This is a genomic window from Ferrovibrio sp., assembly GCF_035304305.1.
Taxonomy (GTDB): Bacteria; Pseudomonadota; Alphaproteobacteria; order Ferrovibrionales; family Ferrovibrionaceae; genus Ferrovibrio.
The window spans coordinates 1-20,381 of sequence record NZ_DATGQG010000037.1 but is presented as its reverse complement, the minus strand read 5'-3'; the positions used below and the strand labels follow the sequence as shown (position 1 = coordinate 20,381).

The 20,381-nt window shown below is 65.0% G+C and carries 19 protein-coding genes; 7 read left to right on the top strand and 12 right to left on the bottom strand.

Translation table 11 applies throughout. From position 1 onward, the window contains the following. Positions 1 to 29 precede the first annotated feature (29 nt). The gene (gene leuC / locus VKZ87_RS04400; RefSeq protein ID WP_324220036.1) at positions 30 to 1,442 is read right to left on the bottom strand and encodes a 3-isopropylmalate dehydratase large subunit; all 1,413 of its coding nucleotides are present in this window, start codon (positions 1,440 to 1,442) and stop codon (positions 30 to 32) included. A 148-nt stretch (positions 1,443 to 1,590) separates the two neighbouring features. Between leuC and gcvA the strand changes: the two genes are divergently transcribed. Continuing rightward, positions 1,591 to 2,511: a transcriptional regulator GcvA gene (gene gcvA / locus VKZ87_RS04395; RefSeq protein ID WP_324220035.1), complete on the top strand. Its 921-nt coding sequence runs from the start codon at positions 1,591 to 1,593 to the stop codon at positions 2,509 to 2,511. Between the two features lie 18 nt (positions 2,512 to 2,529). Here the strand turns inward: gcvA and VKZ87_RS04390 are convergent, their stop codons facing one another. Together VKZ87_RS04390 and VKZ87_RS04385 are read right to left on the bottom strand one after the other, a co-directional pair. Continuing rightward, complete coding sequence (locus tag VKZ87_RS04390; RefSeq protein ID WP_324220034.1) at positions 2,530 to 2,928, bottom strand: DoxX family protein; 399 nt, start codon at positions 2,926 to 2,928, stop codon at positions 2,530 to 2,532. A gap of 135 nt (positions 2,929 to 3,063) precedes the next feature. Then, on the bottom strand, positions 3,064 to 3,714 hold the full coding sequence (locus tag VKZ87_RS04385; RefSeq protein WP_324220033.1) for a glutathione S-transferase family protein: 651 nt from the start codon (positions 3,712 to 3,714) through the stop codon (positions 3,064 to 3,066). Between the two features lie 103 nt (positions 3,715 to 3,817). Here VKZ87_RS04385 and VKZ87_RS04380 point away from each other — a divergent pair, with 103 nt between their 5' ends. From VKZ87_RS04380 to VKZ87_RS04370, 3 genes are all read left to right on the top strand, one after another. Then, the gene (locus VKZ87_RS04380; RefSeq protein WP_324220032.1) at positions 3,818 to 4,267 is read left to right on the top strand and encodes a helix-turn-helix domain-containing protein; all 450 of its coding nucleotides are present in this window, start codon (positions 3,818 to 3,820) and stop codon (positions 4,265 to 4,267) included. Between the two features lie 116 nt (positions 4,268 to 4,383). Next, the gene (locus tag VKZ87_RS04375) at positions 4,384 to 5,643 is read left to right on the top strand and encodes a hypothetical protein (RefSeq protein WP_324220031.1); all 1,260 of its coding nucleotides are present in this window, start codon (positions 4,384 to 4,386) and stop codon (positions 5,641 to 5,643) included. A gap of 3 nt (positions 5,644 to 5,646) precedes the next feature. Beyond that, on the top strand, positions 5,647 to 6,330 hold the full coding sequence (locus VKZ87_RS04370) for a hemerythrin domain-containing protein (protein ID WP_324220030.1): 684 nt from the start codon (positions 5,647 to 5,649) through the stop codon (positions 6,328 to 6,330). A 3-nt stretch (positions 6,331 to 6,333) separates the two neighbouring features. Here VKZ87_RS04370 and VKZ87_RS04365 read toward each other — a convergent pair whose 3' ends face one another. From VKZ87_RS04365 to VKZ87_RS04330, 8 genes are all read right to left on the bottom strand, one after another. Further along, the gene (locus tag VKZ87_RS04365; protein WP_324220029.1) at positions 6,334 to 10,785 is read right to left on the bottom strand and encodes a response regulator; all 4,452 of its coding nucleotides are present in this window, start codon (positions 10,783 to 10,785) and stop codon (positions 6,334 to 6,336) included. Positions 10,786 to 11,047: 262 nt separating this feature from the next. Further along, positions 11,048 to 11,473: a 50S ribosomal protein L19 gene (gene rplS, locus VKZ87_RS04360; protein ID WP_324220028.1), complete on the bottom strand. Its 426-nt coding sequence runs from the start codon at positions 11,471 to 11,473 to the stop codon at positions 11,048 to 11,050. A gap of 38 nt (positions 11,474 to 11,511) precedes the next feature. Further along, complete coding sequence (gene trmD, locus VKZ87_RS04355; protein WP_324220027.1) at positions 11,512 to 12,249, bottom strand: tRNA (guanosine(37)-N1)-methyltransferase TrmD; 738 nt, start codon at positions 12,247 to 12,249, stop codon at positions 11,512 to 11,514. Next, complete coding sequence (rimM, locus tag VKZ87_RS04350; protein ID WP_324220026.1) at positions 12,246 to 12,800, bottom strand: ribosome maturation factor RimM; 555 nt, start codon at positions 12,798 to 12,800, stop codon at positions 12,246 to 12,248. The genes trmD and rimM overlap by 4 nt, the downstream gene beginning before the upstream one ends. Before the next feature lie 8 nt (positions 12,801 to 12,808). Beyond that, positions 12,809 to 13,186: a 30S ribosomal protein S16 gene (gene rpsP, locus VKZ87_RS04345; RefSeq protein ID WP_324220025.1), complete on the bottom strand. Its 378-nt coding sequence runs from the start codon at positions 13,184 to 13,186 to the stop codon at positions 12,809 to 12,811. A gap of 46 nt (positions 13,187 to 13,232) precedes the next feature. Then, positions 13,233 to 14,618 carry a signal recognition particle protein gene (gene ffh, locus VKZ87_RS04340; RefSeq protein ID WP_324220024.1) on the bottom strand — a complete coding sequence of 462 codons (1,386 nt, stop codon included), beginning with the start codon at positions 14,616 to 14,618 and terminating at the stop codon, positions 13,233 to 13,235. Positions 14,619 to 14,809: 191 nt separating this feature from the next. Further along, complete coding sequence (locus VKZ87_RS04335; protein WP_324220023.1) at positions 14,810 to 15,679, bottom strand: DUF3108 domain-containing protein; 870 nt, start codon at positions 15,677 to 15,679, stop codon at positions 14,810 to 14,812. Between the two features lie 87 nt (positions 15,680 to 15,766). Then, a complete protein-coding gene (locus tag VKZ87_RS04330) occupies positions 15,767 to 16,297 on the bottom strand; it encodes a hypothetical protein (RefSeq protein WP_324220022.1) in 531 nt (176 codons plus the stop codon). A 126-nt stretch (positions 16,298 to 16,423) separates the two neighbouring features. On the opposite strand from VKZ87_RS04330, the gene meaB reads away from it, so the two are divergent. From meaB to VKZ87_RS04315, 3 genes are all read left to right on the top strand, one after another. After that, complete coding sequence (meaB, locus tag VKZ87_RS04325; protein ID WP_324220021.1) at positions 16,424 to 17,413, top strand: methylmalonyl Co-A mutase-associated GTPase MeaB; 990 nt, start codon at positions 16,424 to 16,426, stop codon at positions 17,411 to 17,413. 73 nt (positions 17,414 to 17,486) lie between these two features. Beyond that, positions 17,487 to 18,500: an alpha/beta fold hydrolase gene (locus VKZ87_RS04320; RefSeq protein WP_324220020.1), complete on the top strand. Its 1,014-nt coding sequence runs from the start codon at positions 17,487 to 17,489 to the stop codon at positions 18,498 to 18,500. Positions 18,501 to 18,573: 73 nt separating this feature from the next. Further along, positions 18,574 to 19,428 carry a three-Cys-motif partner protein TcmP gene (locus VKZ87_RS04315; protein WP_324220019.1) on the top strand — a complete coding sequence of 285 codons (855 nt, stop codon included), beginning with the start codon at positions 18,574 to 18,576 and terminating at the stop codon, positions 19,426 to 19,428. Here the strand turns inward: VKZ87_RS04315 and VKZ87_RS04310 are convergent. Continuing rightward, positions 19,421 to 20,173 carry a DUF5131 family protein gene (locus tag VKZ87_RS04310; RefSeq protein WP_324220018.1) on the bottom strand — a complete coding sequence of 251 codons (753 nt, stop codon included), beginning with the start codon at positions 20,171 to 20,173 and terminating at the stop codon, positions 19,421 to 19,423. The two genes, VKZ87_RS04315 and VKZ87_RS04310, sit on opposite strands and share 8 nt — an antisense overlap. Between the last annotated feature and the right edge of the window lie 208 nt (positions 20,174 to 20,381).

The following is a 20,381-nucleotide window of genomic DNA, read 5'->3' as shown; positions in this document are numbered from 1 at the left end:
AACTTTTCCATGATCTGTCCTCTCCCGGCTCAGATGAACTTGCGCACGTCGGCGAGCTTGCCGGTGACGGCGGCGGCAGCCGCCATTGCCGGGCTCATCAGATGGGTGCGGCCGCGCGGGCCCTGACGGCCCTCGAAATTGCGGTTGGAGGTGGAGGCGCAGCGCTCCTCCGGCTTCAGCCGGTCGGCGTTCATCGCCAGGCACATCGAGCAGCCCGGTTCGCGCCACTCGAAGCCGGCCTCCAGGAATATCCTGTCCAGACCTTCCTCCTCGGCCTGGTGCTTCACCAGACCCGAGCCGGGCACCACCATGGCCTGCACGCCGGCCGCCACCTTGCGTCCCTTGGCAACGGCGGCCGCCGCCCGCAGGTCCTCGATGCGGCCATTGGTGCAGGAGCCGATGAAGACGCGCTGCACCGGAACCTCTTCCAGCTTCTGGCCCGGCGTCAGGCCCATATAGCTGAGCGCGCGCTCCAGGGCGGCGCGCTTCTGCTCGTCCTTCACCTCGGCGGGATTCGGCACGGCGCCGGTGATCGGCGCCACGTCCTGCGGGCTGGTGCCCCAGGTGATGTGCGGCGCGATTTCGGAGGCCTTCAGCTCGACCACCGCGTCATAATGCGCGCCCTCGTCGCTGGGCAGGGTCTTCCACCAGGCCAGCGCCTGCTCCCAGGCGGCACCCTTCGGGGCATGCGGACGGCCCTTCAGGTATTCGAAGGTCTTCTCGTCCGGCGCGATCAGCCCGGCGCGGGCGCCGGCTTCGATCGACATGTTGCAGACCGTCATGCGGCCTTCCATCGAGAGGCTGCGGATGGCACTGCCGGTATATTCCATGACATAGCCGGTGCCGCCGGCAGTGCCGATCTTGCCGATGACGGCAAGGATGATGTCCTTGGCGGTGACGCCCGGACCCAGCTCGCCCTCGATGTTGACCTTCATGTTCCTGGCCTTGCGTTGCGGCAGGGTTTGGGTCGCCAGCACATGCTCGACTTCCGAGGTGCCAATGCCGAAGGCCAGGCTGCCGAAGGCGCCGTGGGTCGAGGTATGGCTGTCGCCGCAGACGATGGTCATGCCCGGCTGGGTGAAGCCCTGCTCCGGCCCGACGATATGCACGATACCCTGGTTGATATCGTTCATCGGGTAGTAGCGGACGCCGAATTCCTTCGCGTTGCGGTCCAGCGTTTCGACCTGGATGCGGGCCTCGTCATCGGAGAAGACGAACTGGGCGCGGTCCGGGGTGGTCGGGACGTTGTGGTCCGGCACGGCCACCGTGCGGTCGGGGCGGCGGACCTTGCGGCCGGCAGCCCTCAGGCCGGCAAAGGCCTGGGGCGAGGTAACCTCATGGACCAGATGCAGGTCGATATAGATGAGGCCGTTGCCATCGGCATCCATATCCACCAGATGGCTGTCCCAGATCTTGTCGTAAAGCGTGCGGGGCGCGGTCATATCGGTCTCTTGCTGGTCTGAACTTGGCGAAAATGCGAGGCATTCTGCCTCGGGAAGGCGGGATTCAACAGGAGTGGGGCGCCATAGTCCAGTGGCTGTTCCATCGGCTCGGCTGGATTTAAATTCGCCCCCGGCTTAAAAGATTCTCATGGCCCACCTGCCCAGCCGCCGTCTGCTGCCGCTCAATGCCCTCAAGGCCTTCGAAGCCGCCGGCCGGCATCTCAATTTCACCGCCGCCGCCGAGGAGCTCTCGGTCACCCTGTCGGCGATCAGCCACCAGATCCGCCAGCTGGAGGAACTGCTGGGCGTGCCGCTGTTCCGCCGCACCCGCAAGGGGCTGGTGCTCTCCACCGAGGGGCAGCTGATCCTGCCCGACGTGCAGGAAGGCTTCGACCATCTGGCCTCCGCGCTCAGCAAGCTGGAGGCGCGCCGCGGCGAGGGCACACTCACCGTCTCCATGCTCTCGACCTTCGCCATGCGCTGGTTCATCCCGCGCCTGCCGCGGTTCCAGGAGAGCTATCCCGACATCGAGGTGCGGATCACCACCTCGATCAAGCCGGCCGATCTGGAACATGAGGGGATCGACTGTGCGATCCGCCATGGCGACGGCAACTGGCCGGGGCTGAAGGCGACGCGGCTGTTCTCTGAATCGCTGGTGCCGGTGGCGCATCCGAAATTCGCCAGGCTGATCCGCGAGCCGGCGGACCTGGCCAGCCACAAGCTGCTGCATTCGCAGAACCGCCGCGACGACTGGCGCATCTGGCTCAGCGCAGTCGGCGAGAACGGCATCGATCCCAATATCGGGCCGATGTTCGAAACCCGCTCCTACGCGATCCAGGCCGCGGTGCAGGGCATGGGCGTTGCCGTGATGGATCCCGAACTGGTGGCCGAGGAGGTGGCCGGCGGGCGGCTGGTCAAGCTCTTCGACACGACCCTGCCGCTCACCAACGCCTACTGGTTCGTCTGCCTCGAGCACATGGCCGATGCGCCGCGCATCAAGGCGATGCGCGAATGGCTGATCGAGGATGTTTCGACGAAGAAGGCGAAGAAGAAGGGCGAGGCGGCCTGACGCCGCCTCGCGGATGTGTCAGCGCTTGTCGAGCGACAGCGGACCGGGTCCGAAGGCGGCCACGAAGAGCAGGCCGCCGGTAATGGCGAGATTCTTGAAGAAATTGATCTTCTGCGCCGCGACCTGTTCCGCCGGGAACGCCCAGTAATTGTGGAACAGCACCGCCGCCGCCACGGTGAAGATGGCGAGGATCAGTGCGGCATAGCGCGCCTTGAAGCCGATCAGCAGCGCGATGCCGACCACGAGTTCGACGAAGATCGTACCGGCCGCCGCCACCTGCGGCAGCGGAATGCCCTTCGAGGCAATGTAGCCGACCGTGCCCTCGAAGCCGCCGATCTTGCCGAAGCCGGCAGGAATGAACAGCAGGGCGATCAGGATGCGTCCGATCACGGGACCGAACTTTTCGATGAAGGCCATTTTGGATTTCCGTTTTTTGTGGAAGCCGGTGCGGCGCGAATTTTTTCGAATCGCCGCCTGCACAGACTACCATCGTTAATCGGGAAACGGCGGGGATTTACTTCCCCGCCGTTCTGCTGATGGGCCGGCTGCCGGTTACGCAGCCTTGTCCATGGCCGCGAGCGCCTCGGCCTCGCGGGCCAGCGCGCGCTGCACGGCGGGCCGCTGCTTCATGCGCTCGAAATGCTTGCCGTAATTCGGATACTGAGAGACATCGAGACCGAGCTTGGTGGCCCAGTTGTAGAAGACGAAGATATAGGCGTCCGCCACCGACCATTCGCCGAAGACCCAGTCCTTGCCCTCGAGCGCCTTTTCGATGAGGGCGAAGTTGGCCGCGGTGGCCTTGGCCGCCAGCGCCTTCACGTTGTCCGCGCTGTCCGGCAGGTCGCAGAAATTCTGCGGGCCGAAGAAGCGGCTCATCACCGGATGTACGCCGGAGGCGCACCAGGCGATGAACGACAGCGCCTCGGCTTCCTTCAGCGCATCGCCGGCCGGCAGCAGCTTCGCATTGGGATAGCTGCGGCTGAGAAAGGTGAGGATGGCAGTGTTCTCGGTCAGCGGCTTGCCGTCCACGATCAGCAGCGGAACCTTGCCCTTCGGATTCAGCGCCAGGTATTCCGGCGTGCGGGTCTGGCCCTTGCGCGTATAGGTCGGCTTCGGCGTGAAGGTTGCGCCGGCCTCCTCCAGAGCGATATGGGTGGCGAGCGAGCAGGCGCCGGGCGAGAAGTGGAAGTCGAGCTTGGCCATTGTCTGTTTTCCTCCTGGTATCGGCACATGACTGCCGGATCAGAGGGATAGGCTCAATAGTATCTAATTGCAAGCAGGCACCTTGAGCCTCTATACTTGCCAAATGGATACCAAGGCTCCGCTCGATTTCCGCCGGGCCCTCACCGAAGACGGCCAGCCGCTCTGCGCGCACATGATCGGCGTCACCCTGGAGCTCATCGCCAACAAATGGGCGGTGCCCACCATTCTGACCCTCGCCCAGGCCCGGGGCGAGCCGCTGCGTTTCAGCGAACTCGCGCGCGCCATCCCGCTGATCACGCAGAAGGAGCTGACCAAGCAACTCCGTGCGCTTGAGGCCGCCGGTCTGGTCGGCCGCCGGGTGCATGCCGCGGTGCCGCCGAAGGTGGAATACTGGCTGACCGATCTCGGCGCCTCGCTCAAGCCGGTGCTGCATGCGCTGGCGCGCTGGTCCGCCGAGAAGCAGCCGGAACTTGCCGGTCATCTGAAGCGCAACAATCCGGAAGCTTTCGCGGCCATCGTCGCCCGGGCAGCAGCGCAGGACGCGGCCCAGTAGGCCCTTTCACCGCATTCTCTGGAAACTTTTTAATCAGCGGCGGAACAGGCGGCGGCAGATGCCGTTGTGCTCTCCACCGGTCACGCATCGGTCGCCCCATTTCCGGAGAGAGCAACATGGCCTTCAATCCCCTGCGCGAACGCGGCATTCCGCTGGAGAAGCAGTTCCGCAACTGGTCGGAACTGAACGTAAAGCCCTACGACAAGGAAACCGTACATCCCTACAGCCGCTGCCGCGGCATCGTGATGAACGGCATCGAGGTCGAGGCGGTGATGTTCTCCCACACCATGGCGCGCCATACGGCCGATCCGAAGATCAAGCAGCAGCTGGCGCTGGTGCGGCGCGCCGAGGCACAGCAGCAGAAGGCGATCAACTGGCTGATTCCCGGCGATGAATCGACGCTGGAAGTCACCATCGGCTACGAGCAGGTGGCGGTCGATCTCACCGCCTGGGTCGCCCAGCACGAGCCGGACGCCTATCTGAAGCAGGTCTACGAATTCGGCCTGCTGGAGGATTTCGACCACCTCTACCGCTACGCCAACCTGATGGCGCTGATCGAGAGCGACAAGAAGGCCGAGAAGATCGTCGGCGGGCTGACCGAGATCATGCCCGGCCGGCCGACCATCTTCGAGCACCGCGATCCGCGCGACGAAATCCGCCGCCCGATGACCGCGCTGGCCGCCGACCCGCAATCGATCCTGAACGCGCTGACGGTTATGGCGGCCGAGCAGCAGACGATGAACTTCTACATGACGATCGGCAACCGGCCGCAGGAAATGCTGGCTCGTGGTCTCTATGCCGAGATCGCCGAGATCGAGGAGCAGCATGTCAGTCATTACGAATCGATCCTCGATCCGACGGCGAGCTGGCTGACCAATCTGGTGATGCACGAATACAACGAATGCTGGCTCTACTGGTCCTTCATGGAGCAGGAGCCGGACAAGCGGGTGAAGGCGCTTTACGAACTCCATCTCAACATGGAAATCGAGCATCTGCGCATCGCCTGCGAGATGATGCGCCAGATCGAGAACCGCGATCCGGAAGAGATGCTGCCAAAGGCCCTGGAGGAGCCGCTGCTGTTCCAGGAGAACAAGGCCTATCTGCGCAAGGTCCTGGCCGAACAGGTCGATCTCACGTCCAGTGAAAGCGAGTTCATGCCGGTCTCCGACCTGCCGGCGGATCACCGCTACTTCGACTATCAGGGCGTCGTCAATAAGGGCGGGGTGCCGAGCGAACAGGTGATCGAACAGGCGCGCAGTGAGCTGGGCGAGGAATACCGGCTGCAGACGGAAGGCGGCCACCCGGTGCCCGGTCTGAAGCGGGAAAAGAACCGAGACGGCGCCAGCACCGAATACGCCAACCGCATGGCGGCCTGATCCATGGCCAAACGGACGCAGGCCAAACGCAAGACGGCGGCCAAGCGGCGGACCACCCGGTCCGCTGCTGCCCGCCCTGCCGCCAAGCGGACCGCGGCACGGAAAGCGGCCGGCAAGACTGCCGCTCGCCGCGCAACGGGCCGCGGCAGAGGCACCACGGGTCGGACCGCCGCGCGCAAGCGCTCGGGGGCAAGCGGCGCCAAGCTGATGGGCCGGCTGGCCGTCGAGCAGAAGGTTCCGGTCGACGCCACGCGCCTGCTCACCCAGGATCATCGCGAAGTCGCTTCCCTGTTCGACCAGTTCAAGATGCTGGAGGACGCGGACGAGAAGCAGGCGCTGGCCCTCAAGATCTGCCTGCTTCTGAAGGTGCATGCGCAGATCGAGGAGGAACTCCTCTATCCCGCAGCGCGCGGCATGCTCGATGACGAGGATCTGGTCGACGAGGCCGAGGTCGAGCATGGCAGCGCCAAGTCCCTGATCGCCCAGATCGAGAAGATGGCGCCGGAAGACGAACTCTACGACGCGAAGGTCAGCGTCCTTGGCGAATATGTCCGCCACCATGTCAGGGAGGAGGAGAGCGAACTCTTCCCTGCCCTGCGCGAGTCCGGCCTCGACATGATGGAGCTCGGTGGCGAACTGGCGGCGCGCCGGGTCGAACTGCTGGCCCGTCTGACCGGAAAGGCCTGACGCTCAGGGCGCCACGCCGAGATCCCGCAGCAGGTCTTCCAGCTGGGTCGAGACATAGGGCTTTTCAAGGAAACGCAGCAGCGGGTCGTCGGCGAAGCGCGTGCGCATGGTGGCCTCGCCATAGCCGCTGGCGATGACGATCGGCAGCCGGGTGTCGATTGCCCGCAACTCGCCGACCAGTTCGTCGCCGCGCATGTCCGGCAGGCCGAGGTCGACCACGGCCGCGTCGATGCTGCCGGCGCCGAGGCGCAGGCGTGTGATCGCCTCCCGCCCCGTGGCGGCCTGCAGCACGCGGAAGCCGGAATCCTGCAGCGCATCGGCCATCAGGCCGCGCATCATCGCATCATCCTCGACGAAAAGCAGGCTGCGCCGGCGCGATTTCACATCAAGGATGTCGCGCAGCTTGGCGGCCAGTGCCGCGTAGGTGAACGGCTTGGTGATGAGCTGCACCCCGGGGTCGAGCCGTCCGTCATGGACGATGGCGTCGCGGGCATAGCCGGTGGTGAACAGCACCTTCAGCTCCGGCCGGCGCTGCAACGCCTCGTCGGCCAGCTGACGTCCGTTCATGCCGCCCGGCAGGCCGACATCGGTGAACAGCAGAACGATATCCGGATGCCGGTCCAGCAGATCCAGCGCGGTTCTGCCGTCCGGCGCCTGCAGTACCTTATAGCCGAGATCCGACAGCATCTCGGTGGAGTAGGCGCGCACATCGGCATCGTCCTCCACCACCAGCACCAGTTCCTCGCCGTCGCTGAACGGGCCGGCGAAGGCGGCCGGCTGATCCTCCGTTTCCGTGTCGGCAATCATGCGCGGCAGGTAGACCCGTACGGTGGTGCCCTGGCCGGGCTCGCTGGAGAGCTTCACATGGCCGCCGGACTGTTTCACGAAGCCATAGACCTGACTCAGGCCAAGGCCGGTGCCGTGCCCGACATCCTTGGTGGTAAAAAACGGTTCGAAGGCATGCGCCATCACCTCCGGCGTCATGCCGCGACCGGAATCGGACACGCAGATCATCACATACTGGCCGGGTGCCATTTCGGACTGGCGGACGGCCTGTTCCTCGTGGATTTCCGTATTCGCCGTTTCGATGATCAGCTTGCCGCCGTCGGGCATGGCGTCGCGGGCATTGACGGCGAGATTGAGGATCGCGCTTTCCAGCTGGTTCGGATCGGCATGGGTACGCCACAGGCCGCCGGCGAGGACGACTTCCACCGAGACCTGTTCGCCGAGGGTCCGGCGCAGCAGGTCCGACATGCCGGAAACCAGCTTGTTGACGTCGACCGGCTTGGGCTCGAGCGGCTGACGCCGGGAGAAGGCGAGCAGCCGCTGGGTCAGCGCGGCGGCGCGCTGGGCGCCGCGGGTGGCATTCTCCACCGAGCGCCGCATGCGCTGCCTGTCCGGCGTTTCGCGATCGAACTGCCGCTGCAGGGTTTCCAGATTGCCGATGATGACGGTCAGGAGGTTGTTGAAGTCATGGGCGACGCCACCGGTGAGCTGGCCGATCGCCTCCATCTTCTGCGCCTGGCGCAGGGCTTCCTCGACCCGCTCGCGCTCCTGCGCCTCGCTGCGCAGTTTCTGGTTGGCGCGCACGAGATCGGCCGTGCGCTCCACGACCTTGGTTTCCAGTGTCTGGTTCAGCTCGCGCAGGGCGGCCACCAGCCGTTCGCGCTCCTCCTCCACCTGCCGGCGTTCGGCAATCTCCGTCTGTGCGGCCTGGTAGAGCCGCGCCTTCTCGATGGCGATCGCGGCATGAGGCGCGATGGCCTTGACCAGCCGCTTGGCGCGGTCGGTAAAGATGCCCGCTTCGGGATGGCCGAGGAAAATGGCGCCCAGCACCTCGCCCGAGGCGGCGATGACCGGCGCAGAGAGATAGGAGCGTACCGGCAGATGGCCCTCGGGCATGCCGCGGTAGGGCGCATTCTGTCCGTAGCGCGGATCTTGGGTGATGTCGTCGGACAGCACGACATCCTCGCCGCGGAAAGTGGGGCCGAAGATCGCGGTGTTGCGCGGCATGGGGAATTTGGAGAAGGCTTCGCGCGGCGCGCCCGAGATCGTGTACAGCATGTAGCGTTCGCCTTCGCTGTTCACGACGTTGTAGAAGAAGGCACCGAAGGCCGCGCCGGTCAGTTCGGTGGCGGCATCGGTCACGACCTGCACCGTGCGGTCGAGATCGATCTCGGCTGCCACGGTCGCGGCCAGCCGGTTGATGATCTCCAGCGTCGAGGCTTCCTCCACCAGCGCCCGCTGGGTCTCCCGGTGCATGCCGGCGATCTGCAGCTTGCTGCCGACCCGGGCGAGCAGGTCGCGCGCCGAGAAGGGCTTCACCAGATAGTCATAGGCGCCGGCCTGAAGCGCCTCCAGCCGTGCTTCCTCGCCGGCCCGGGCCGATAGCAGGATGACCGGCATCATTTCCATTCCGGGCTGGGCGCGGATGGCGGCGAGCAGGCCGAAACCATCCAGACGCGGCATCATCACGTCGCTCAGCACCAGATCGGGCGGGTTGTTCAGCACCGATTCCAGGGCGGCCCGGCCGTCCGCCGCCGTTTCCACCCTGTAGCCATGGCTTTCCAGCAGACGGCGGACATAGTCGCGCATGTCGGCATTGTCGTCGGCGAGCAGGATGCGCGGGCCCGGTTGCGCCGGCAGGCCGAGATTGCCGGCGTCGTCAGCGGCCGGTCTGTCCTCGTCCGGCAGCCAGCGCAGCGCCTCGGCGACATAGCCGATGGCCTGCGGGCTGGCAGACTGGGGGCTGGAGGGTGTCTTCACCACGCGTTCGGGCGGCAGGTGCTGTGTCCCGAAGGGAATGCTGACGATGAAGCAGCTGCCCCGGTCGGGTTCGCTCTCCGCCCGGATGCTGCCACCATGCAGCGTCACGAGTTCCCGCGCCAGCGCCAGACCGATGCCGGTGCCTTCAAAGCTGCGGCCGCGTGCATCGACGACCCGGTAGAAGCGCTCGAACAGGTGCGGCAGCTCTTCCGCCGCGATGCCGATGCCGGTATCGCGGACGCGGAGCTCGGCATGGCGGCCATCGGCATCGGCGGCAATGGTGACGCTGACTTCGCCCTCGAAGGTGAACTTGAAGGCATTCGAGATCAGGTTCAGCACCACCTTCTCCCACATCTCCCGGTCGACATGGACGGGATGGGGGAGCGGCTGGCAATCCACCGTGAAGCGCAGGCCGGCGCGCTCCATGGCCGAGCGGAAGTTGGCGGCAAGATCCGCCGTGAAGGCGCCGAGGTCGGTCGGCTCGAACCGGGCATCGTTGCGGCCGGCTTCGATGCGCGAGAAATCCAGCAGCGTGTTGACCATGCGCAGCAGGCGCAGGCCGTTGCGATGCGCAAGGTCGAGGGTGTTGCGCAGCTCTTCCGACCCCAGCAGGTCGGGCCGGTTCAGCGCATCCTCCAGCGGCCCCAGCATCAGCGTCAGCGGGGTGCGGAATTCATGGCTGACATTGGAGAAGAACGCCGTCTTGGCGCGGTCGAGTTCGGCCAGCGCTTCGGCGCGCCGCCGTTCCTCCTCATAGGCGTGGACGCTCTTCAGACTGGCCTCGATCTGCCCCGCCAGCAGGGCAACGAAGCCGGCATAATCCTCGTCATGCCGCCGGTGCGGATTGAGGCCGACGACAAGAAAACCGGCGATGCGATCACTGCCCTGCAGGGTCACCAGCAGCCCCTGTTCCGGCGGCGTCTCCCAGCAGCCGGTGCCGGCCAGGTCACCCGTCAGGCTGGCCAGTTTCTCGATCAGGAGCGGTCCGCTGCGGCAGTCCTGCATGGCCGTCACCCAGGCGCTGCCGTCACCCGCCGCGATGCTGATGGGAAGGCGGGCGCGATCCTGGTCGTCGCCGACATAGCAGATGCGCGTGGCGCCGCCGCCGTCCTCGTCGTGGAGATACGCCGCCAGCAGCGGCAGGTCGTCGTGATTGCGGCTCACCCTGTGCAGGGCGTCGCAGATCCCGTCCAGCGTGAACACGCCGGTCAGCTGGGTCGCGAGGTCGCGCAGCAGGGCCATGCGGCGCTCGGCGATCACCCGCTCCGTCGTTTCGGCGACGACGCAGAGCATGCCGACAATGGCGCCGCGGTCATCCGCCAGCGGGCTGTAGGAAAAGGTGTGGTAGGTCTCTTCAGGAAATCCGCTGCGTTCCAGGTAGAGCAGCAGATTTTCGTCCCATGTCGCCTGGCCGGTGCGCAGCACCGTGTCGATGCGGGGGCCGATATCCTCCCAGATCTCCTCCCAGACCCTGTCGGCCCGCGCGCCGAGCGCCCAGTCGCCCTTCACGCCGAGAGTCGGCTTGTAGGCATCGTTGCAGAAGAAGGTCAGCTCCGGGCCCCAGCACATCCACATGGCGAAGCGCGAGCTGAGCAGGATGCGGATCGTTGCCTTCAGACTCTGCGGCCAGCCGGAAGCGGGGCCCAGCGGCGTGGCGGCCCAGTCGAGGGCGCGCATGCGCGCACCCATCTCGCCGCCGCCGGCAAGAAAGTCCAGCGCAGCCCCCTCGGATTGCGGGCTCGTGCTCAGTCGGGCCTCCTGTCTGTACGCTTGGCCGGGGCTAATAAATCCGAACCGGAAGGCGAGGACAAACAGTTATTTAGCGGAAAAGTAGGTTTCGTTGCGGCAGGCAGCCGGAGATGGTCCGGCGCAAAAAGGAACCGCCCGCCACCCCGGCAGGGATGGCAGGCGGTGTATCCGTGGGACCGGGTGCCGCGGGACGGCGCCGCGATCAGGCCTTGGCGGCGGCTTCCTTCTTCTTTGCCGCCTTTTCGGCGGCGGCCTTCTCGGCCGGGGCGGTGTCCCGCTTCTCGGTGATGCGGGCAGCCTTGCCGGTACGGCCGCGCAGGTAATAGAGCTTGGCGCGGCGCACATCGCCGCGGCGCAGGACGCTGATCGACTCGATGCGCGGCGAGTAGAGCGGGAAGATACGCTCCACGCCCTCGCCGTAGGAGATCTTGCGCACGGTGAAGGAAGAATTCACGCCGCGGTTGGAACGGGCGATGCAGACGCCTTCATAGGCCTGCACGCGCTCGCGGCCGCCTTCCACCACCTTCACGTTCACCTTCAGCGTGTCGCCGGGGCCGAATTCGGGCACCGCGCGCGCAGCCGCCAGGGCCTCGGTCTGCTCTTTCTCGATCTGCTGCAACAGGTTCATGGCACTCAGCCTTTCTTCTTCAAACCAAACCGTTTCGTTCACTTGCCGCGCTTGCGCTTGGCGTAGTCTTCCCACAGATCCGGGCGGCGCTCGGCGGTGATCCTTTCCGCCTGATCGCGCCGCCAGGCTGCGATCCTTTCGTGGTGGCCCGACAGCAGCACCTCCGGCACGCTGCGGCCCTCCCACTCCTGCGGCCGGGTATACTGGGGATATTCCAGCAGGCCGTCCGCGAAACTCTCCTCGGTGCCGGACTCCTCGGCACCCATCACCCCGGGCAGCAGCCGCACGACCGCATCGAGCAGCGCATAGGCAGCGATCTCGCCGCCCGAGAGGACGAAATCGCCGAGGCTGACCTCGGTGACGGGGCGCGCCTGCAGCAGGCGCTCGTCCACCCCCTCGAACCGTCCGCAGACCAGCGTCGCGCCGCCTGCATCCTTCACCGAATGCACCAGCGCCTGGTCCAGGCGCCGGCCACGCGGCGAGAAGTAGATCAGCGGCTGTTCCGCCGCCGCTTCCCCGGCCGCCGCGACCGTTGCATCGATCGCTGCCGCCAGTACGTCGGGCCGCATCACCATGCCGGGTCCGCCGCCGAAGGGGGTGTCGTCCACGGAGCGGTGTTTATCGCGTGCAAAGTCGCGAATGTCCACCACTCTCAGCGACCAGACCCCCTCGTTCAGGGCCCTGCCGGCCAGGCTCTGGCCCAGCGGACCGGGAAACATCGCCGGATACAGGGTGAGTATCCGGGCATCCCACCCGCGGGAGCCGGTGCCGGTCACGGCTCGCCGGCCTCCTCCCGGCTCCGTTCCGCCGCATCCGCGGCATCCGGACCCAGCCAGAAAGCCGGATCGACGGTGACTTTCCCGCCGTCCACGTCCACCTCGGGCACGGCGTCGTCGGTGAACGGCACCATGACGGAGGCCCGGCCTTCCGGCTTCACCTCCAGCATGTCGCCGGCGCCGAAATTATGCACCGCGACCACCGGGCCGAGCAGACGGCCGTCGGTGGCGAAAGCCTGCAACCCGACCAGGTCGGCGTAATAGAACTCGCCGTCCCCGGCCTCGGGCAGCGCATCGCGGGGCACGTAAAGCTCCGTGCCCTTCAGCGCTTCCGCCGCATTGCGGTCGGCTATGCCCTGGATCGCCGCGATCACCACGTCACCCTTCGCGATCCGCCGGACCTTCAGCCTGAACTGGCGCTCGGCTTTCGCATCAGACAGGGGACCGTAATCCCCGATGGCTTCCGGGTCGCCGGTGAAGGTTTTCACCCTCACTTCGCCCCGGATGCCCTGCGCACCGATCACCACGCCCAGCAGAACCCGGCGGGTCATGCCTTTCCTTAGGCGGCGTCGCCGGCCGGCGCGGCAGCCGCTTCGGCGGCAGCCTTGGCGGCCTCTTCAGCAGCCTTCATGCGCTCCTGCGCCTTGGCCTTCGGCTTCGCCTTCTGCGGATTGTTGCCGTGCTCCCACTTCATCAGGCCGGCCTTGGCGAAGAAGCGCGCGCAGCGGTCGGACGGCTGGGCGCCCTGCGACAGCCAGTACTTCACGCGCTCGGTGTCCAGCTGCACGCGCTCGCGGTCCTTGGGCAGCATCGGATCGTAGGAGCCGATCTTCTCGATGAAGCGGCCGTCGCGCGGGCTGCGCGAGTCGGCCACCACGATGCGGTAGTAGGGGCGCTTCTTGGCGCCGCCGCGGGTCATGCGGATCTTGACTGACATGGTCTTCCTTTCGTTGAACTCGTCTGAACCCTGAACTCGTAAAACCCTACAGCTTGGGCATGCCGGGCATCCCCGGCAGCATCGCACCCATGCTGCGCATGAAACCTTTCTGGCCGAGCTTGGACATGCGCTTCATCATGTCGGCCATCTGCATGTGCTGTTTGAGCAGCTTGTTGACGTCCTGCACGCTGGTGCCCGAACCCGCCGCGATGCGCTTCTTGCGCGAGGCGTGGATCAGCTTCGGGTTCTTGCGCTCGGCTTTCGTCATCGAGCTGATGATCGCTTCCTGGCGCTTCAGGATGCTTTCGTCGACATTGGCCTGCGCCAGCTGCTGCTTCATCTTGCCGATGCCGGGCAGCAGGTTCATCACCCCCGACATGCCGCCCATCTTGCGCAGCTGCTTGAGCTGCGAGGCCATGTCGTCGAGATCGAACTGGCCCTTCTGGACGCGCGCGGCCAGCCGCTCGGCCTCTTCCTTCTCGATCGTCTCGGCCGCCTTCTCGACCAGCGACACGATGTCGCCCATGCCGAGGATGCGCTGTGCGATGCGCTCGGGATGGAAGCTTTCCAGCGCGTCGAGCTTCTCGCCGACGCCGATCAGCTTGATCGGCTTGCCGGTGACGGCGCGCATCGACAGCGCCGCGCCGCCGCGACCGTCGCCGTCCACGCGGGTCAGCACGATGCCGGTGATGCCGACACGCTCGTTGAAGCTCTTCGCCACATTGACGGCGTCCTGGCCGGTCAGCGCATCGGCGACCAGCAGCGTCTCATGCGGCTGCACGGCGTCGCGCACGGCCGCGACTTCCAGCATCAGGGTCTCGTCGATATGCAGCCGGCCGGCGGTATCCAGTATCACGACGTCGTAGCCGCCGAGCTTGCCGGCCTGGATGGCGCGCCTGGCGATGTCGACCGGCATCTGGCCGGGCACGATCGGCAGCGTCGCCACGCCGGTCTGCTCGCCGAGGATCTTGAGCTGCTCCTGCGCCGCCGGACGATAGACGTCGAGCGACGCCATCAGCACCTTCTTGCGCTCCCTGTTCTGGAGCCGCAGTGCGATCTTGCCCGTGCTGGTCGTCTTGCCCGAACCCTGCAGGCCGACCATCAGGATCGGCACCGGCGGCACGGCGTTGAGGCTGATCCCAGAATCAGTCTCCGGGCCCTCGCCGGCGCCGCCCAGCATCTCGACCAGGTGATCATGGACAATCTTGATCACCATCTGCCCCGGCGTGACCGAGCGCAGCACTTCCTGGCCGATCGCCTTGGACTTCACGCTGTCGATGAAGCTCTTGACGACGGGCAGCGCGACATCGGCCTCGAGCAGCGCCACGCGCACCTCGCGCAGCGCTTCCGAGACATCCGCCTCGGACAGCGCGCCGCGTTTGCGCAGGCGATCAAAAACTTCGCCGAGTTTGCCGCTTAACGACTCAAACATGGTTCCTCTTCGGGCTTGCGGTTGCGGGCTCGAATGCTGCCAAACGGATATGGCGCCCGTGCGCGAAACTCGCGGACGGACGGCGATCCTCGGACCGAATTCAGCTCCCAAAACCGGAAAGCGGGCGGAATAAAGACCTTTGGGGCCGTTCCGTCAAGTCCGACGCATCCCGACCGGGTGCGGGAAGTCCCTCAGGGGACGATATTCTGGGGCATTTCCGCCCGGATCACGCCGAGCGGTTCTAGCCAGTCGCGGCCGTTCAGCCGGGCGCCGGCAATATAGCCGGTGGAGCTGCCCAGCGCGAAGCTGCTCTCGATCTGCACCGGCAGCCAGACGGCGGTGCCGGGCGGGCGGGCCAGCCAGATATGGGTCATCCGCTGCTCGGCATCGCGGTTTTCCGCCAGCCAGGACCGGGTATAGCCGGCCACCGGCTCGAGCCAGGTCATGCAGCGGAAGGCCGGCCCGGCATAGGCCGAGCGGTTATGCGGCTTCAGCTCCTCCGGCCCGACCGGCCGGTAATGCAGATTGTAACGGCGGCGGCCGTCGAAGACCGGATCGCTGCCGTGGCAGGGCGGCTCGCTGCTGCCGCGCAGGGCGCGGGTCGCCACGGCGGTGATCGGGTCCAGCGTATTGTATTTCAGCGCATCGGGGACCGGCTCGCGGTCGTGCTCCTCATCCTCGGGCGAGGGCTGGACCACGGCCTGCGGCAGACCGTCCGGCCCCCAGGTCATGCGGATCGAGCGTTTCGACCAGCGACCGTCGCTTTCCATCAGGTAGTGGATCGGCTGCAGTCCGTGGTCATGCACCTGCGCCGCGACCAGCGTCTTGCTCTCGAACTTCATCAGCAGGTTGAGCGGCCCGGTCGTCCGCATGGCGGTATCCACCTGCAGCGTGCCGTTCTCGCGTTCCAGCCGGAGGACGATGTCGAGGCCCTGCGCGCCGAGAGCGAAAACGCCGAAGGAGAGCTCCGCGGAATGCAGCGCCTCTGCCGCCTGTGCGGCGGGTGAGGAATGTCCGGCAGCGACGGCCAGACTGACAATGCCAAGCAGGGCGGCGCGCATGGCTTATACTTTAGTCGAAAAGCTGCGATTTCCAGAGAGGAAATGCGCCGCTCCCGTTTTTGTTGCGGGCGCGTGGCCCGCGGATGCTCAGGCGTCGCCGCTGCCGAGTTCGCGGCTCACTGCCAGCCGGAGGGCGCGCAGCAGTTCCTCGCCGCTGCGGGCCATCCCCGGGCGCATCTCGGCGCGCTGCAGCGCTACCAGCGCATCGATCAGCAGACTGATGAGATCGAGATGCCGGATTTCCGACGGCGTTGCCCGGCGCAGCGATTCGCGCAGCAGCACCACGCCCTCGCCGGCCAGTGCCCAGCCGGCCTGCTCGCAGGCCTCGCCCAGGGCGTCGCAATCATGCTGGGCGTCGCCGAGGAACAGCAGCGCCGAGATGGTGTCGCCGCGGGCCTGGGCCAGGCGGGCGCGCAGCAGGTCGACACGGGCGGCCAGCGTGGTGGCGGCCTCCTGACGGATTTCCTCCGCCGACCGGGACGATTCGGCCGGTTCCGGCGCCGGCTCGGGGGTGGCTTCCGCTTCGGCGCGCCGGTCGGTGCGGGCAAGGTCGGCGCGCGCCTTTTCCAGCGCCTTCGAGGGCGCGGCCGTGAACAGCAACTCGGACAGATTCAGCATGATTATGAAAGAGATACGAATCGCGGCTGCGGTCTGTCAATCGCCACCCGATCAATCGCAGCGTGTGTCGGGCCCGGGGCTTGCCGACCATTGGCCGCCCCGGGCGGCTTCGCTATGGTCCCGGCCATGCCTGCCCGCCGCGACACCGATCCTGCCGAGCTTGGCGCGCGCCTTGTCGCCGGCGACCGCCGGGCGCTGGCGCGGGCCATCACCCTGGTGGAATCCCGCCGCGTGGCAGACCAGGAGGCGGCCGAGAAGCTGCTGCTGGCGATCCTGCCGCAGACCGGCAGGGCGGTCCGGCTGGGCATCTCGGGTACGCCCGGGGTGGGCAAATCCAGCTTCATCGAGCGGTTCGGCCTGCTGCTGACGGGGCAGGGGAAGAAGGTCGCCGTGCTGGCGATCGATCCCTCCTCGCAGCTCTCCGGCGGCTCCATCCTGGGCGACAAGACGCGGATGGAGAAACTTGCCCGCGATCCCAACGCCTTCATCCGCCCGACCCCCGCCGGCGCAGCGCTGGGCGGCGTGGCGCGCCGCACCCGCGAGGCGATGCTGCTGACCGAGGCGGCCGGCTTCGATGTCGTGCTGATCGAGACGGTGGGCGTCGGCCAGTCGGAAACCACCGTGGCCGGCATGGTCGACATGTTCCTGCTGCTGCTGGCGCCGGGCGGCGGCGACGACCTGCAGGGCATCAAGCGCGGCATCATGGAGCTGGCCGACCTCGTGATCATCAACAAGGCAGATGGCGACCTGCTGCCCAAGGCGCGGCTGGCGGCCGCCGACTACCGCATGGCGCTGCAGCTCATGCGCCCGCGCCATGCCGAATGGAAGCCGCAGGTACAGCTGGCTTCGGCGCTGCTGAACGAGGGCATCGCCGAGATCTGGACGACCATCGGCATGTATCGCGCGGCGCTGGAGAAGACCGGTACATGGCAGGCGCAGCGCAGCCGCCAGGCCGAACACTGGCTGATGCAGGAACTGCAGGACGGCCTGATGGAGGTCCTGCTGCGCAACGAGGCCGTCGCGCGGGAACTGCCGAAACTGCAGAAGGCAGTGGGCGCGGGGAAGACGACGCCGTCCGCGGCGGCGCGCAGACTGCTGGGGATGCTGGGGCATTGAATTGACCTGTCCCGCCGGTCCCTGAGATCGTCGCGTCGACTCTCTCCGTCACAGAGAACAGGATGCGCGGCGCATGGCGTGGGAACAGCAAAACGGACAATTCAGACTCGGCGATGTGAAAACCCTGTCGGGCGAGGTTCTGCCTGACGCGCTGCTGAGCTGGAAAACGCATGGCAGGCTGAATGCCGCGCGCGACAATGTCATCCTCTATCCGACCAGCTATGCGGCCCAGCATCCGGATCTGGAATGGCTGATCCATCCGGATGGCGTGCTCGATCCGACGCGCTGGTTCATCATCATCCCCGACATGTTCGGCAACGGCCTGTCCTCCAGTCCGTCGAACAATCCCGAATATCCGCCGCTGGTCACGGCCTATGACAACGTGCAGGCGCAGCGCCGCCTGCTGGCCGAGGAGTTCGGCATCGAGCGCATCGCCTGCGTCTATGGCTGGTCGATGGGCGCGCAGCAGGCCTATCACTGGGCGGCACTGTTCCCCGATCAGGTCGCGCGCATCGTGGTCAATTGCGGTTCGGCGCGCACGGCGGTGCATAACCAGGTTTTCCTGCTCAGCCTGATGGCGACGCTGGAAGCCGCGCCGGAGCATCTCGGCAATGGCCGTTTCAGCAGCCAGCCCAAAGCGGCGATGCGCGCCTTTGGCCGCATTTATGCAGCCTGGGCACTCAGCCAGGATTTCTATCGCGCCGGTCTGCATCGCTCGGCGCTGAAGGCGCCGGACATGGAAACCTTTCTGCGCACCGACTGGGAAGAACGTTTCGGACGCCGCGCCGCTGCCGATCTCCATGCGCAGCTGCGCTGCTGGCATGCCGGCGATATCAGCGCCAATCCGCTTTACAACGGTGATCTCGCCGCGGCGTTACGCGCGATCAGGGCCCGCGTGCTGCTGATGCCGGGCGAGAGGGATCTGTATTTCCGCGTCGCCGACAACGAGGCCGAATTACCGTATCTGCGCGACGCTGAACTGCGCCCGATCCCCAGCATCTGGGGCCATCGCGCCGGCAACCCGGTGCAGAACCCGGAAGACGCCGCCTTCATCAAGGCGCAGGTTCGGGCCTGGCTAGAAGCATAATAAGGTATTCAATCTTTATATTGCTGAATAAATATGAGGAAATGCCCTTAACGGGGATGTTGGGGCATAGGGAATGAAGCAGCATCGATTTGGCGGGCAGTGGACTGAAGTAAAACTCGACATTTTAGCCGGCTATCTGTCGGCTTATACGCAAGCTCTAAAGAACCAAGGGTTTGAATTAATATACGTTGATGCCTTCGCGGGAACGGGTGAATGGGTTCCTGCTAATGAAGAAGAAGACGAAGAGATCGAGCCTCGTCGTGGCTCTGCCAGAATTGCGCTTGAGACCGTGCCGCCATTTTCGCAGTTTCATTTTATAGATAAGAAAAAATCTCATGTGGATGCGCTCAAGGCCTTAGCCGAACAGAGTAACCATCCTGAAATTCAAATACATCGGGACGACGCTAATAAAGTCATCTGTAACTTATGCTCAGGTATTGACTGGCATAACAAAAGAGGGAGCGGGCGTCCTAAACGTGCGGTTCTCTTTCTTGACCCCTACGGAATGTCCGTTGAGTGGAATACACTGGAAGTGATCTCCAAAACTAAAGCTATTGATGTTTGGTATCTCTTTCCAATCAACGCAGTTGTCCGGCAATCTCCTCACGATCTGAGCCGCATGGACGAAAGTAAGAGGAGCGCGCTTACCCGAATTTTCGGAACTGATGTCTGGTTAAGGCGAATTTACGAGGCATCTGCTCAAATCGATTTATTTGGTGCTGAACCGGCAATGATTCGCAATGCAGACGCCCAGAGGCTTGAGCGTTTTGTGCGGGAGCGTTTGGAAACCGCTTTTGCGAAAGTGTTGCCTCCAAAGAGACTTCCTGCAAAGGGCTTGCACAAATTTAGTTTGTTTTTTGCGATCTCAAATGACAGCCCGCCTGCTACCGGATTGGCTACTAAATTGGCGGCGCATTTTCTCAAGTAAGTCGAGAGGGCATCTCGTCCCAAGTACGGCCGTCCAATTTCCTACCAGTTTTGGCTTTGTTTACGCCGCCCCACTGTTTGAAAAAGAACGCCGTCTTGTACTCGCGGCAGAGGTCGCGGATTTCCTCTACCCATTCCTTATCCATTGGGCGTGCGCGCGGTCCTGACTCGCCGCCGACGATGGCCCATTGGATCTTGCTGAGATCGGCTTCGGCGACCGAACCTAGCAGTGGTTCAAAACTGACAAACCGAATCGCTGCCGGCGTCTTACGCAATTCGTCTAGCCGCCAAAGTGTATCGGAATGTTCAACCGTGGTGCCTAACCACGCATTCCGTAGAGGCTTGCGATTCAACACACCAGCGATCTCACGCATGCGAGAAGGGCGCTTGGTAAGAAGCTGATAGGTATGCTGCGGCGTTTGTCGCATCACCTCCCAGACCTCACTGATAAAATCAGCCGGCACAGCGTCATGGAACAGATCACTCATAGAGTTGACGAATATGTGTCTGGGTTTGCGCCAAGTAAGCGGCAATTCCAACGATGCCTTGTCGAGGCGTATCTTCCCAGTCCAGACATGTCGCTGTCCTGATTTACGCGTCAGCCCGACGTATTTCTCCATGTCCATGGCGCTGAGCCGTGCCGCCATACGCATAGCGTAGCAATTCGTACAGCCGGGCGTGATCACGGTGCAGCCGGCCACTGGATTCCAGGTCGCATCGGTCCATTCAATGCTGCTTTCAGCCATGACTGTGCTCCCTCCGCACGAATCAAAACGCCTTGCCGAATCGGCAAGGCGGCGCGCGATCAGTTGAGGTCGAGTGCGGTAAATTAATTTATAATGTTCTTTGATTGTTCTGTCAATAAGGCGATGACTAAGCCCCCGCCAGCCAGCGTTTGGCGATCTGGTGCGCCAGGCTGAGCGGCGGCGGCATGCGCGGAGTGGCCTCGGGATT

Coding starts and splice junctions, on each gene's coding strand:
- leuC (WP_324220036.1), bottom strand. CDS start 1,442: ATGACCGCGCCCCGCACGCTTTACGACAAGATCTGGGACAGCCATCTG.
- gcvA (WP_324220035.1), top strand. CDS start 1,591: ATGGCCCACCTGCCCAGCCGCCGTCTGCTGCCGCTCAATGCCCTCAAG.
- VKZ87_RS04390 (WP_324220034.1), bottom strand. CDS start 2,928: ATGGCCTTCATCGAAAAGTTCGGTCCCGTGATCGGACGCATCCTGATC.
- VKZ87_RS04385 (WP_324220033.1), bottom strand. CDS start 3,714: ATGGCCAAGCTCGACTTCCACTTCTCGCCCGGCGCCTGCTCGCTCGCC.
- VKZ87_RS04380 (WP_324220032.1), top strand. CDS start 3,818: ATGGATACCAAGGCTCCGCTCGATTTCCGCCGGGCCCTCACCGAAGAC.
- VKZ87_RS04375 (WP_324220031.1), top strand. CDS start 4,384: ATGGCCTTCAATCCCCTGCGCGAACGCGGCATTCCGCTGGAGAAGCAG.
- VKZ87_RS04370 (WP_324220030.1), top strand. CDS start 5,647: ATGGCCAAACGGACGCAGGCCAAACGCAAGACGGCGGCCAAGCGGCGG.
- VKZ87_RS04365 (WP_324220029.1), bottom strand. CDS start 10,785: ATGGGTGCGCGCATGCGCGCCCTCGACTGGGCCGCCACGCCGCTGGGC.
- rplS (WP_324220028.1), bottom strand. CDS start 11,473: ATGAACCTGTTGCAGCAGATCGAGAAAGAGCAGACCGAGGCCCTGGCG.
- rimM (WP_324220026.1), bottom strand. CDS start 12,800: ATGACCCGCCGGGTTCTGCTGGGCGTGGTGATCGGTGCGCAGGGCATC.
- rpsP (WP_324220025.1), bottom strand. CDS start 13,186: ATGTCAGTCAAGATCCGCATGACCCGCGGCGGCGCCAAGAAGCGCCCC.
- ffh (WP_324220024.1), bottom strand. CDS start 14,618: ATGTTTGAGTCGTTAAGCGGCAAACTCGGCGAAGTTTTTGATCGCCTG.
- VKZ87_RS04335 (WP_324220023.1), bottom strand. CDS start 15,679: ATGCGCGCCGCCCTGCTTGGCATTGTCAGTCTGGCCGTCGCTGCCGGA.
- VKZ87_RS04330 (WP_324220022.1), bottom strand. CDS start 16,297: ATGCTGAATCTGTCCGAGTTGCTGTTCACGGCCGCGCCCTCGAAGGCG.
- meaB (WP_324220021.1), top strand. CDS start 16,424: ATGCCTGCCCGCCGCGACACCGATCCTGCCGAGCTTGGCGCGCGCCTT.
- VKZ87_RS04320 (WP_324220020.1), top strand. CDS start 17,487: ATGGCGTGGGAACAGCAAAACGGACAATTCAGACTCGGCGATGTGAAA.
- VKZ87_RS04315 (WP_324220019.1), top strand. CDS start 18,574: ATGAAGCAGCATCGATTTGGCGGGCAGTGGACTGAAGTAAAACTCGAC.
- VKZ87_RS04310 (WP_324220018.1), bottom strand. CDS start 20,173: ATGGCTGAAAGCAGCATTGAATGGACCGATGCGACCTGGAATCCAGTG.